This is a genomic window from Pseudomonas folii (assembly GCF_014357575.1).
Classification (GTDB): domain Bacteria; phylum Pseudomonadota; class Gammaproteobacteria; order Pseudomonadales; family Pseudomonadaceae; genus Aquipseudomonas; species Aquipseudomonas folii.
In genome coordinates this window covers 1-12,375 of sequence record NZ_JACONW010000153.1, presented here as the reverse complement: position 1 = coordinate 12,375, position 12,375 = coordinate 1, and the positions used below count along the sequence as shown (strand labels likewise).

The 12,375-nt window shown below is 58.3% G+C and carries 14 protein-coding genes; 2 read left to right on the top strand and 12 right to left on the bottom strand.

Annotated elements, in window-relative coordinates:
• Window positions 1–23: 23 nt before the first annotated feature.
• From H8S59_RS22580 to H8S59_RS22525, 12 genes are all read right to left on the bottom strand, one after another.
• The gene (locus tag H8S59_RS22580; protein ID WP_187522864.1) at window positions 24–338 is read right to left on the bottom strand and encodes a YkgJ family cysteine cluster protein; all 315 of its coding nucleotides are present in this window, start codon (window positions 336–338) and stop codon (window positions 24–26) included.
• A 16-nt stretch (window positions 339–354) separates the two neighbouring features.
• Window positions 355–876 (bottom strand): DUF2878 domain-containing protein, encoded by a 522-nt coding sequence (locus H8S59_RS22575; RefSeq protein ID WP_187522863.1) that lies wholly within the window; start codon window positions 874–876, stop codon window positions 355–357.
• Window positions 869–2,134, bottom strand: coding sequence for an SAM-dependent methyltransferase (locus tag H8S59_RS22570; protein WP_187522862.1), 1,266 nt, complete (start codon window positions 2,132–2,134; stop codon window positions 869–871). Before H8S59_RS22570 ends, H8S59_RS22575 begins: the two co-directional genes overlap by 8 nt.
• Entirely contained in the window at window positions 2,121–2,921 is an 801-nt protein-coding gene (locus H8S59_RS22565) for a DUF1365 domain-containing protein (protein WP_095099890.1), read from the bottom strand. The genes H8S59_RS22570 and H8S59_RS22565 overlap by 14 nt, the downstream gene beginning before the upstream one ends.
• The gene (locus H8S59_RS22560; RefSeq protein ID WP_187522861.1) at window positions 2,918–4,165 is read right to left on the bottom strand and encodes an NAD(P)/FAD-dependent oxidoreductase; all 1,248 of its coding nucleotides are present in this window, start codon (window positions 4,163–4,165) and stop codon (window positions 2,918–2,920) included. The genes H8S59_RS22565 and H8S59_RS22560 overlap by 4 nt, the downstream gene beginning before the upstream one ends.
• Window positions 4,162–4,950 (bottom strand): SDR family NAD(P)-dependent oxidoreductase, encoded by a 789-nt coding sequence (locus tag H8S59_RS22555; RefSeq protein WP_095099884.1) that lies wholly within the window; start codon window positions 4,948–4,950, stop codon window positions 4,162–4,164. The genes H8S59_RS22560 and H8S59_RS22555 overlap by 4 nt, the downstream gene beginning before the upstream one ends.
• A complete protein-coding gene (locus H8S59_RS22550) occupies window positions 4,947–5,369 on the bottom strand; it encodes a nuclear transport factor 2 family protein (RefSeq protein ID WP_095099881.1) in 423 nt (140 codons plus the stop codon). Before H8S59_RS22550 ends, H8S59_RS22555 begins: the two co-directional genes overlap by 4 nt.
• On the bottom strand, window positions 5,362–6,810 hold the full coding sequence (gene phrB, locus H8S59_RS22545) for a deoxyribodipyrimidine photo-lyase (protein ID WP_187522860.1): 1,449 nt from the start codon (window positions 6,808–6,810) through the stop codon (window positions 5,362–5,364). The genes H8S59_RS22550 and phrB overlap by 8 nt, the downstream gene beginning before the upstream one ends.
• Window positions 6,811–6,819: 9 nt before the next feature.
• The gene (locus H8S59_RS22540) at window positions 6,820–7,758 is read right to left on the bottom strand and encodes a MerR family transcriptional regulator (protein ID WP_187522859.1); all 939 of its coding nucleotides are present in this window, start codon (window positions 7,756–7,758) and stop codon (window positions 6,820–6,822) included.
• Window positions 7,759–7,760: 2 nt separating this feature from the next.
• The gene (locus tag H8S59_RS22535; protein ID WP_187522858.1) at window positions 7,761–8,723 is read right to left on the bottom strand and encodes a YbgA family protein; all 963 of its coding nucleotides are present in this window, start codon (window positions 8,721–8,723) and stop codon (window positions 7,761–7,763) included.
• 226 nt (window positions 8,724–8,949) lie between these two features.
• On the bottom strand, window positions 8,950–9,165 hold the full coding sequence (locus H8S59_RS22530; RefSeq protein WP_122808029.1) for a TIGR02450 family Trp-rich protein: 216 nt from the start codon (window positions 9,163–9,165) through the stop codon (window positions 8,950–8,952).
• Complete coding sequence (locus H8S59_RS22525) at window positions 9,162–10,148, bottom strand: NAD(P)/FAD-dependent oxidoreductase (RefSeq protein WP_187522857.1); 987 nt, start codon at window positions 10,146–10,148, stop codon at window positions 9,162–9,164. Before H8S59_RS22525 ends, H8S59_RS22530 begins: the two co-directional genes overlap by 4 nt.
• A 281-nt stretch (window positions 10,149–10,429) precedes the next feature.
• Here H8S59_RS22525 and H8S59_RS22520 point away from each other — a divergent pair, with 281 nt between their 5' ends.
• Together H8S59_RS22520 and hemH are read left to right on the top strand one after the other, a co-directional pair.
• Window positions 10,430–11,332 carry a TIGR01777 family oxidoreductase gene (locus tag H8S59_RS22520; protein WP_187522856.1) on the top strand — a complete coding sequence of 301 codons (903 nt, stop codon included), beginning with the start codon at window positions 10,430–10,432 and terminating at the stop codon, window positions 11,330–11,332.
• 13 nt (window positions 11,333–11,345) lie between these two features.
• A complete protein-coding gene (hemH, locus tag H8S59_RS22515; protein ID WP_095099860.1) occupies window positions 11,346–12,371 on the top strand; it encodes a ferrochelatase in 1,026 nt (341 codons plus the stop codon).
• The last annotated feature ends 4 nt before the right edge of the window (window positions 12,372–12,375 follow it).

Sequence of the window (12,375 nt, the reverse complement as noted above, 5' to 3'; positions counted from 1 at the left end):
CAAAATCCGGCTCTGGCTACAACCTACAAATAAGCCCCTTCAATCCCCAGCCTTTCATTCATGCACTCCTCTGAACCGGTCTCGAACTCTCGGCAGATCAGCGGACGTTTCTCATAGATGGTGCACATCATCGTGTTGCGATCCAGCGCGGCGCACCAGCCGTCGTCGAGACGCAGCATGACTTCGCCGCCCCAGTCGTCGGTATCGATAAAGCGTTCAGGTACGCCGGTATCCGTAATCAGCATCACTTCAAGCTGGCAGCAGCAGGCCGCGCAGGTTGAGCAGGTGATGGCGGTTTCGGTGGGAATCGGGCGGGTCGGGATCAGGGTGGAAGTCATAGGCGCGCAGTGTATGTCAGCGCGAGGCGGGCATGTTGACTGATTGACCGGCGAGCAATCGAATGGAAATCCATTGCAGCAGCGCAAACATCACCGCCCATAGCACCGCCAGCAGCGCCATACTCGGCCACAGACCCAGCGGCAAATGCACGTCAGCCAGTTGCGAGCCTGCGTAATACGACATCGGCCCGCCAATCGCTCCCAGCACACTGGCACGCCACCACGGTTTTGCGGTCCAGGCCAGGCAATGCCTGAGCGTGGTGCCCAACACTGCCCAAAGCAGAATCAGCCACAGCGGGATCAGCACACCCTGAGTGCCAAAGTCGAACACGTCGAGCATCATCAATGCGCTGTCCAGCACAGTGCCCAAGGCTGTTATCCACAGCAGCAATCTACCCTCGGCCGCCCACGAACTTATCCACAGCAGATGAATGAGCAGAACGCCAATCGGGATCAACAGCCAATAGCTGTTACCGCCCAGCACACAGGCAAACCAGCCAGCCTGGAACAGCACGGCATTGGCGATCTGCTTAAGCATTGAAACGACCCAGCAGCGGCTGTGGCGATGCGCAGGGCTTGGCCAACAGCAATTGCGCCGTGCCGATGGTACGTTCCAGGAAACCACCCTCGCAGTAACACAGGTAAAACTCCCACAGGCGCAGGAAGTAATCGTCGTAGCCCAGCTCTGCAAGGTAGCCATGGGCGTGGCGGAAGTTGTCGTGCCAGATGCGCAGCGTGCGGGCGTAATGCAGGCCGAAATCTTCCATGTGCAGCAAGTTCATGTCGGTATCGCGACCGACAATTTCCAGCATTTTGTGCACCGACGGCAGCGCACCACCGGGGAAAATATAGCGTTGAATGAAATCGACACTGCTTTTGGCCTGCTCGTAACGCTGCTCGCGGATGGTGATCGCTTGCAGCAACATCAGGCCGTTGTCCTTGAGCAGGTGGGCGCATTGCTTGAAGTACGTCGGCAGAAACCGGTGACCGACTGCTTCAATCATCTCGATCGACACCAGCTTGTCGAACTGCCCGGTAAGGTCCCGGTAGTCCTTGAGCAGCAGAGTGATCCGGTCCTGCAGACCCAGCGTCGCAATTCGCTCCTCGGTGTAGGCGAACTGTTCTTTGGACAGCGTTGTGGTCGTGACTTTGCAGCCATAATGCTGCGCCGCGTAAATCGCCATGCTGCCCCAGCCGGTACCGATTTCCAGCAAGTGATCGTCGGGTTTCAATGCCAGCTTCTGGCAGATGCGCTCCAGCTTGTTCAGTTGCGCCTGTTCCAGCGTGTCTTCAGGCGTCAGGAACTGCGCCGCCGAATACATCATGGTTGGATCAAGAAACTGCTTGAACAGCTCGTTGCCCAGATCGTAATGGGCGGCGATATTTTTTTGCGAGCCTTCCCGGGTATTACGGTTCAGCCAGTGCAGCGCTTGAATGAACGGACGACCGAGCCGGGCCATGCCGCCTTCCATCGAGTCCAGTACGTCCAGGTTGCTGACGAAAACCCTGATGACGGCGGTCAGGTCAGGCGAGGTCCAGTAGCCATGGATATAGGCTTCGCCTGCGCCAATGGAGCCATTACTGGCGACCATGCCCCAGGTGGCTGAGTCGAGAATCTGGATCTCGCCCTGGATAACGGCCCCAGCCACGCCGAACACGTGGCGCTCATCGCCTTCATTGACGACCAGTTGGCCGTTGCGCAACCGGGCAAGCTGGCGTAGCACGCCGCGCCGCAGGATATTGGCAGTCAGGCTGTTGGTGCCCAGATTGGCCGAAAAACTGCTACTGCTTTTCATGGCGTTGACCCTTCAATTGCGTGGAGGCGGTACGGTAGTCGCCGTCAGCGGCCTGATGAGAAAAAAGTGGAATGCGTTTCAGGAATAGCCGCAATGCTTGCCAGTAAATCGCCAGGCAGGTCTTGGCGGTCATCCACGGAAACGCCAGCAAGTGCCGGTGCAGATTGCTTCGCGTCAGGTCCTGGCGTTGCAGGTTGAGCGTGGCGTCGAACATTTTCAGCTCGCCTTGCCAGTCAGCCATGTGTACGCCCAGGCGCTCGCCGGGTGGGCTGAAACTCATCCGGTATTCAAGATCGCGGGGCAGGAACGGCGAAACGTGGAAGGCCTTGGCTACGGCAAAGTGCTGGTGCCCCTCACCGTCGGCAGGTAATACATAGTGGTAACGCTCGCGCCACGGTGTATTGCTGACTTCACAGAGAATCGCCGCCAGAGCGCCATCCTCTTCAAAACAATAAAAAAAGCTCACCGGGTTGAAGGCCAGACCCCAACTGCGGGCTTGAGTCAGCAGACAGATCTTGCCCTGCGGAACATGGCCGATGGCTTGACCGACGCGCTCGCGAACCGCCTCAGTCAGTGGTATGCCGTTGCGCGTCAGTTCACGCAGGTAATCCGTTTCCCGGAATGAAAACGGTGACCAGCGACTTTTTCCCGCGAGAGGAGATGTATTCAATACCTCGCGCTGTTCATCCAGGTCCAGATACAGCAGGCCGATCCGATAACGAAAGTCATGAGCCCGCGGCGCAAAGCGTCGGTGGGCGATCCAGCCGCTGTACAGGGCGCTGTTCACAATGATTCGCCCAATGCCGAGGCAACCCGCAGGCCGCTGACCACGCCGTCTTCATGAAAACCGTTGGCCCAGTAAGCACCGCAGAACCAGGTGTGGTTGATGCCGGCCAGTTCGGGCCAGCGCGCCTGAGCATCTACGCCCGCCAGGCTGTACTGCGGATGTGCGTAGGTGTAGCGGGCAAGGATTTTGTTCGGGTCGATGGCATCGGTCTGGTTGAGGCTGACGCAAAAGGTCGTGTCGCTGTCGATGCCTTGCAGGATGTTCATGTCGTAGGTCACAGCGGCCAGTTGTTGCTCGCCACCGCCGAGTCGGTAGTTCCAACTGGCCCAGGCCAGCGGTCGCTTGGGCAACAGCCGGATGTCGGTGTGCAGCACCACGTCATTTTCGGCGTAGGGCAGGGCACCCAGAATTTCCTGCTCGGCTGCGCTCGGTTGCGCGAGCATTTTCAGAGCCTGATCGCTGTGGCAGGCGAACACGACTTTATCAAAGCGTTCGCTGCCCGCTGCGCTGTGGATGGTTACGCCTTCTGCGTCCCGTTCAACGCTATTGACCGGACACGACAGACGAATCCGCTCGGCAAACGACGCTGTCAACGGCTCGATGTAACGGCTGGAACCGCCTTCGATGACGCACCACTGCGGCCGGTTGCTGACTGACAACAAACCATGATTCTTGAAGAAGCGCACAAAGAACTGCAAAGGGAAGGCGAGCATGTCTGCCAGTGACATGGACCAGATCGCTGCGCCCATGGGTACGATGTAGTGCTCAATGAAGCGTTCGCCGTAACCGCGACTGTGCAGGTAATCACCCAGAGTTGTGTCGTGAGCGATGCGCTGGCTTTCCAGGTCGGCCAGCGCTTCGCGGTTGAAACGCAGAATGTCGCGCAACATGCCCCAGAAACTCAGGGACAACAGGTTGCTGCGCTGGGCGAACAGGCTGTTGAGGTTATTGCCGTTGTATTCGGTTCGGGTCTTCGGATCGCTGACGGAGAAGCTCATTTCGGTGGGCTTGAAGTTAACGCCTAGCTGCCCGAGCAAACGGATGAAGTTTGGATAGGTCCAGTCGTTGAACACGATAAAGCCGGTATCAATGGCGTAATCCCGGCCATTCACCTTTACATCAACGGTATGGGTATGCCCGCCAATCCAGTCTGCCGCCTCGAACACCGTGATGTCGTGAGAGCGGTTGAGCAGATAGGCGCTGGTCAGGCCCGCGATACCACTGCCGATGATGGCGATTTTCATTGGGCGTCCTTGTGTTGAGCCGCCGAGCGAGCCATGCGTTTTCCTAACGCGAGTTGCACCCGGGTGGGGAGCAGCGCCAATAACCGCAGGGTCAGGATGAACAGCCCGGGGAAGGCGATTTCCATCGGGCGACGCGTCCGCTGCAACCGCTCGGCGATGTATTTCGCAGCTTTTTCGACCGGCCAGCGCATGGGCATGGCGAAGTCGTTTTTGGCGGTCAGCGGGGTATCGACAAAACCCGGGCTGACGACGGTGACGTCGATATTTTCGTGGGCCAGATCAATACGCAGGGATTCGAACAGATATCGCATACCTGCCTTGGATGCCCCGTAAGCCTCGCTGCGGGTAAGTGGCAGATAGGTCACCGAACTGCAAACGCCCACCAGATGCGGCTTGTTGCCTTTGCGCAGCAGCAATAATGCTTCTTGCACGCAGTAGGAACTGGCCAGCAGATTGGTACGAACCACTCGCTCAAGCAGCGCGGCATCGAAATGGTTGGTGTCGATGTATTCGCACGTGCCAGCGTTGATGATCGCGCTGTCCAGGGCGCCCCAGGTCTGGCCGATGCGATCGCCAATGGCGGTGATTTGCTCGCCATCGGTCAAATCCCCCGGCGCGAGCAAGACTTGCCCGGGGAAACGTCGCTCCAGCTCCTCCAGTGGGCCCAGCGTTCGGGCCGTCAGCGCCAGCTTGTGACCCGCGATGAGCAGCTCTTCGGCGAGGGCCAGGCCGATGCCGCTGCTGGCACCGGTCAACCAGATACGTCGCACGTTCGGATCACTCATCCCAATCTCCTTTTCAGCCAGGCAATCAGCTGGCCCATGATCGGCAAGTGCTCGTACAACAAAGCGCCTGCATCGAAATAGTCTCGATGTTGATAAACCTTGTCGCGCCAGAGCAGATGCGAGCAGCCCTCGACCTGGATCGTCTTACCTCTGACAAGCCGCGGATGGGAGTAGCTCATTGTCCAGCGCAGATAACCGTTGCCTTCGCTGACCTGGTCAAAGCCATGAAAGTCGAACCGCAGATCGCTGACGTTGGCGTACAACTCGGCAAAATAGCGACGCATTTGCGGCAGCCCGTGAATCTGGTGCAGCGGGTCGGTGAATTGCACATCGTCGCTGTACAGGTTGCCAAGGCGGTCTAGGTTGTTCTTGTCCAGAGCCGCAAACTCATGAGCAAAGCGCCGCAGGAAATCAGTCATCAGTAACCTCGGCCGCGGGCTGGCGATGAGGCAAAGCCTTGAATGCAGCCAACGCACGGGCGCGGCTGCTACTGAGGTCGACAATCGGTTTGGGATAATTGGCCACACCAAACAGGCCGCCAGCCGCTGCAGGGTTATGCACTTCTTTTTTGTTGAGGTCGGCCAGTTCGGGCAACCACTTCTTCAGGAACAGACCTTCGGGGTCAAATTTCTCGGATTGCGACAGCGGATTGAAAATCCGGAAATACGGCGATGAATCGGTGCCCGTCGATGAGCTCCACTGCCAGCCACCGTTATTGGCAGCCAGATCGCCGTCGATCAGGTGCTGCATGAAAAAGCGTTCGCCTTCGCGCCAGTCAATCAGCAGGTTCTTGGTCAGAAACATCGCCACGACCATGCGCAGACGGTTGTGCATCCAGCCGGTTTCCAGCAGTTGGCGCATGGCGGCGTCAATGATCGGCAGGCCGGTACGCGCCTCTTTCCAGGCAGCCAGCTCCTCTGGGGCATCACGCCATTTCAGGGCTTCGGTTTCTGGGCGGAATGCGCGATACCGCGATACCCGAGGGAAGCCCACCAGAATGTGCTTATAGAATTCGCGCCAGAGCAGCTCGTTGATCCAGGTGACAGCGCCGACACTGCCCGTCTCGAACTCACCCTGATTGCTGCTCAACGCCGCATGCAGGCATTGGCGCGGGGATATCACTCCGGCAGCCAGATACGCCGACAACTGACTGGTGCCGGGCTTGGCCGGGAAGTCACGCTCTGAGCGGTAGTAATCAATCTGTTCATCGCTGAAGGCGGCCAGCCGCCGACGCGCTTCGTCCTCACCCGCAGGCCATAAAACTTGTAGTGCCTGGGGAGGCGTCTTGAATCCCTCTACCTGTTCGGGGACGCGATCACTTTTTACATCCAGCGCGGCTTGAGGTTTGGGCAAGTGAACCAGCGGCGGCATGGCTTGGTGCATACGGGCGTAGCAGACCTTGCGGAACTGGCTGAAGACCTGGAAATAGGTGCCGGTTTTGGTCAGCACAGTGCCAGGTTTGAAAAACAACTGATCCAGATAGCTGCGCCACTGGATGTCGGCGTCCTGAAGTGCATCGGCGACGGCGGCGTCCCGGCGGGTTTCGTTGATCCCGTATTCTTCGTTGGCATGTACCGACCGGAAATTGTGTTCGCGACACAGTTCCAGAAGCACCTTCGGTGCTTGATCCCAGCTGTCGGCCTCGCGGATCAGCAATGGCACGTTCAATTCACCCAGAGCTTTCTGCAACTCGACCAGATTGCGCAGCCAGAAATCTACTTTGCAGGGAGCGTCGTCATGGCTGCGCCACTGAGTGGGGCTGATCAGGTAAACAGCCACCACCGGACCCTGCTCTATGGCAGCGGTCAGGGCGGTATTGTCGTGAATGCGCAAATCGCTGCGCAGCCATAGCAGTTGCATGTTTATTCCTTAGATAAGATCCAATAGCTGCAAGGCGGCGAGGGCGCCCAGCGGGTCTTCGGCCAGGTGCAGGCCTTCTATCTTGTTGATCGTCATGGCGAGGTCGTCGCAATGAATACGTACGCAGGCACCGGCAAGCACGGTCGGGGACTGAACATTGCTGAGCAATTTGGGAAGCTGGCCGGGGTTCAATGCTTTGCTGGAGTACAGCAATACCGCTCGCGGTTTAAGCAGGTCGGCCGCGAGCGACAGTTCACCGTTGGGCAACGGCCAGTCGAAAACCTCAACCGGGCAATCGGCGCTGCTGATCAGCCAGGCGCTGAGCCACAGGTGCGGCTCCAGCGGTGAGTCCGAGTGATTGACCAGCAACACTGGCTTACCGCTGAGCTGACGATTGTTGTGGTAAATCCGGGCGCCGAATTTGCTGCGCAGCCAGGAGTAGAAGAAGACCTGCTCCATTTGCCCGCCGAAATGCCCCTGCCAGCGGAACTCGAGTTCCGACAGCAACGGCATCAACAGCTGTTCGCAGACTGTTCGCGGCGGGTAGAGCGACATGGCCTGGTTGAACAGGTCGTCAACCCTGCGCTCCGCCAGTTCACTGATCGCCTTGATCAGGTTTTGCCGCAAATCGTCCCAGTCGTTCCCGGCGGCGCTGGTATCCGGTTGGCGGCTGTCGATGAGGCTTTTCACCTGACTGACCGATACGCCGCGATTGAGCCAGGTGAGAATCTTCATCACCCGTTGGACATGCTCGTCCGAGTACAGTCGGTGCCCCTTGGGCGTACGGTGCGGGACGATCAGCCCATAACGGCGTTCCCACGCACGCAACGTGACCGCGTTGACCCCCGTTTGACGGGCGACTTCACGTATCGGTAACCAGCCGCCTTCAACCCCCGTGTCTTCATCGGTTGGCTCGGGCGCAGGGATCAGATGCAGTGTGTTATTCATGTTCAGATCGCATTCCGCAGGCTGAGATTTTCCGGGTGCGGCTGCATGTAAACCTGCAAGGCCACGTAAGGATCAGGATGTTGGCGGAAGTGGTGTTTGAGCAGCGTCAGGGGCACGATCAACGGCACGATGCCTTGATGGTACTGACCGATTATTTGCTGGATTTCCTGCTTGTCGGCCGCGCTCAGGGTCTGTTTCAGATAGCCGCTGATGTGCTGCAGAACGTTGGTGTGGGTGCGGCGGGTGGCGGGCTTTTTCAGGGCCGTCATCAAGTCACTGAAATAGCGCGGTGCGATCTCGTTGGGATCGCTGCGGCCCATGCTGCCCAATAAATTGCCCAATACTTTGTACTGCACCGGGTCGTTGGCCATGAGCTGGTATTTATAACGCGAGTGGAATTCGGTCAGGCTGCGTCGGGTGATACCTGCTTTTAACAGGTCTTGCCACGCGGCATAGGCAAACACTCGGGTGATGAAATTCTCGCGCAAGACTGCGTCGTTGAGGCGACCATCTTCTTCAACCGGGAGATTGGGATGACGCTCGCAAAACGCCTGGGCATAGATCCCGCGTCCGCCTCCCTCAACGGGAGCGCCGTTCTCCGTGTAGACCTTGACTCGCTCAAGTCCACAGGACGGAGATTTCTGCATGAAGATATAGCCGCAGATATCCCCCAGTTCTTCAGCCATCTTTACCCCGTAGTCGGCGAGGGGCTGGGTAACGTTCAGCGCTTTATTCACCGTCCCGACGGCTTGAGGGTTTTGTGCGTCGCCCACCAAACGGATGGGTTCGCGGGGTATGCCCATGCCGATGGCCACTTCCGGGCAGGCGGTGACGAACTCGAAGTATTGAGTCAGCTCGCGGGTGCATAAATGGGATTCTTTATGACCACCATTGAACCGCACCTCGTCGCCCATGAGGCAGGCACTGATGCCGAGTTTCGGTTTATGGACTGCTGGAGAAAGCATGCAAACCTCTGAACATAATTGTACAGAGTTAATTTTCTGTACAACTTGGGTTCATCATAGGTTCAACGCTGTACAAGTCAAATGGTTTGTATAGGGTTTGTATGGGGTGGCTGGCGCGCTTGTATGTGGGAGCGGTGCTTGGTCTGGGCGGCATTCCGACGATAAGGCACCGCTTCCACAGGTTCGCATTCATCCTGGCGTACCGAGTTGCTCCGGTAGGGCCGCATTACTTCCAACCCATCTTCCACGTCTCAGCGTCCTGCAACGTTTGCCAAGGCAAGCGTTCACTGCGCTGTGTCAGCACTGCCTGCAATTCGATTTCCAGCACGGTGCCTTCGTCGTCGCGAAACAACTCAGTGACCAGAAAATGCTTCTCGCGATTGACCGGCTGAGCGGCTGTCCATTTCGACAGCAGCAGCTTGCGGGGATTGAGGCGGTTCAATTGAGGTGTTCCAGCAAGCGACGTGCTGCCTCCTGACCGCTGAGCCAGGCACCTTCGACGCGGCCTGACAGGCACCAGTCGCCACACACATAAATGCCCTGATCGGGATCGGAAAGCGCACCCCATTCATGAGCGGTAGCGGGGCGGGCGTAAAGCCAGCGGTGGGCCAGACTGAACGTCGGCGCAAGTACGGCGCAGCCGATCAGTTCGGCAAATGCGCCGTGCAACTGCTCAATGACTTCTTCCTTGGGCATGTCCAGATGCTGTCGGCTCCAGGCGCTGGTGGCGTGCAGCACCCAGGTGTCCAGCGTGGTATCGCGCCCGGGTTTGCTGCGATTTCGGGCAAGCCAGTCGATGGAACTGTCCTGGACAAAGCAGCCTTCCAAAGGCGTCTGCAATGCACTGCTGAATCCCAGCGCCACCGCCCAGGTCGGGTCCATCTTCACACCGGCGGCAGCGCCTGCAAGTTTTGGCGCGCTGGCCAGTAATGCCGTTGCCTGCGGAGCGGGCGTGGCGATGATCACATGGCTGAAGGGGCCGTGGCTCTGGCCCTCGGCGTCTTGCAGGCTCCAGTGCTGCTCGCCACGAAAGACCTCGGTGATCCGGCAGGAAAACGAGACTGGCAAATCACCCAGCATGGCGCGAGTAATAGCACTCATGCCGGGCTGGCCGACCCAGCGAACCTGCTCGTCGGGTGACGGGCTGAGCTGGCCTGCGTGGGAGTTGTACAGCAATGGCGTCCATTGAGCCGCGCAACCCTGAAGTTGCCACTGCTGTACTGCGGCCATGAAGCGCCGATCGCGAGCAGTAAAATACTGCGCGCCCATATCGAGCGAGCCTGCGTCACTGCGTTTGCTGGACATCCTTCCGCCACTGCCGCGGCTTTTGTCGAAAAGATGAACGGAGTGCCCGGCAGCATGGAGCGCTTGGGCTGCGGAGAGTCCGGCGATGCCGGTACCGATGATTGCGATAGGTACAGTCATAGGGGCCTCGTTACCTTGTCTGCACAGACTACGCCGTAGTTAAAACCTGTACAATATTGTTTTTTGGTATAACTTGCTTCGATTACGGCCTGGGGCCTGCGTCGCCTTTCTGGTACGGCTCCAGATCTAAAATCTGCTACCTGAAAGCGACGGGCAACTATCCAGACGGATAGTCCGAACGCTTCCTGGCAATGTTTTGGCCTATGGTTCATAAGCCATCTGTTAATGCATAAAAAAATAGACTACCGAATGCTCGCGAACGCCACGCAAGGACACCTGCCATGCACATATTGCTGACCGGCGGTACTGGTTTGATAGGACGACAGCTCTGCCAGTTCTGGACTCAACAAAGCCATCAGGTCACGGTCTGGAGCCGCAAACCCGATGAAGTCCCGCGACTGTGTGGCAGCGGCGTGCGAGGAATCGCCCAACTCAGTGACCTGAATGATCAACCGGTGGACGCGGTGGTCAACCTCGCAGGTGCGCCCATTGCGGACCGGCCCTGGACGCGCAAGCGCAGAACTCAGTTATGGGACAGCCGCATTGGCTTGACCGAGCAACTGTTGACCTGGATGGAGCAACGTTCGCAGAAGCCACAGGTGCTGATCAGTGGTTCTGCCGTGGGTTGGTACGGCGATGGCGGCGAGCGTGAGCTGGATGAAACCTCCCAGCCAGTCAAAGAAGATTTCGCCAGCCATCTGTGTGACGCCTGGGAAGAAACGGCTCAGCGAGCCGAGGCCCAAGGCGTGCGGGTAATTATCATTCGGACCGGTCTGGTGCTCTCCGATGACGGCGGCATGCTGCAGCGGCTGCTACCGCCCTTCAAATTCGGCATGGGCGGCCCCATCGGCAATGGTCGGCAGTGGATGCCATGGATACACATCAAAGACCAAATCGCCGCGATTGATTTTCTGTTGCACAAGCATGACGCGCAAGGCCCCTATAATCTCTGCGCCCCCCACCCGGTCCGCAATCACGAGTTTGCCAAAACACTTGCCGGTGTTCTGCATCGCCCGGCATTCATGCCGTTGCCTGCACTGGCCTTGAAAATCCTGTTGGGCGAATTGTCTGTTCTGCTATTGGGTGGTCAACGCGCTCGACCTGCGCGACTGGAAGAGGCCGGTTTCACATTCAAATTTACTGAACTGCACGCTGCCCTGGACGATTTCCTCGGCCGCCACTGAAATAGGATGTTGCATGACCGATCACGCGCTGTTGCTGGTCAATCTGGGATCACCAGCCTCCACGTCTGTGGCTGATGTTCGCCGTTATCTCAACCAGTTCCTGATGGACCCCTACGTCATCGATTTGCCGTGGCCGGTTCGTCGGCTGTTGGTGTCGCTGATCCTGATCAAGCGACCCGAGCAGTCCGCCCATGCCTATGCCTCTATCTGGTGGGACGAAGGCTCACCGCTGGTGGTGTTGAGCAAGCGTTTGCACCAGGCCATGACTAAGGAATGGACCCAGGGCCCGGTTGAACTGGCGATGCGTTACGGTGAGCCGTCCATTGAAACCGTGTTGACCCGATTGGCGTCTCAGGGCATCAGCAAAATTACCCTGGCTCCGCTATACCCGCAGTTTGCCGACAGCACCGTGACCACGGTGATTGAAGAGGCCAAACGCGTTGTAAAGGACAAATCACTGAACGTGAAGTTTTCCGTGTTGCAGGCGTTCTATGATCAACCGGAATACATCGACGCGTTGGTCCAGAGTGTGCGGCCGCATCTTGAACAGCCCCACGATCACTTGCTGTTGAGCTTTCACGGTTTGCCGGAGCGACACCTGACCAAGCTTGATCCCACCGGCAATCACTGCTTCAAGGATGCTGACTGCTGCAGGAACGCGTCGCCCGAAGTGCTTGCGACCTGCTATCGCGCACAGTGCCTGCGTTCGGCGGCCGTGTTTGCGAAACAGATGGGCATTGCAGATGGCAAATGGTCGGTGTCGTTCCAGTCGCGGCTGGGGCGGGCCAAGTGGATCGAACCCTACACCGAAGCGCGGCTTGAAGAACTGGCTGCTCAGGGCGTGAAGAAGTTGCTGGTGATGTGCCCGGCGTTTGTCGCCGACTGCATCGAGACGCTGGAGGAAATCGGTGATCGCGGTGCCGAGCAGTTCAAGGCTGCCGGGGGAGAGGAGTTGACCTTGATACCGTGCCTGAACGATGACCCGAACTGGGCAGCGGCATTGAACAAGCTGTGCGAGCGGGCGCCGTTGATGTTGTGAGCCG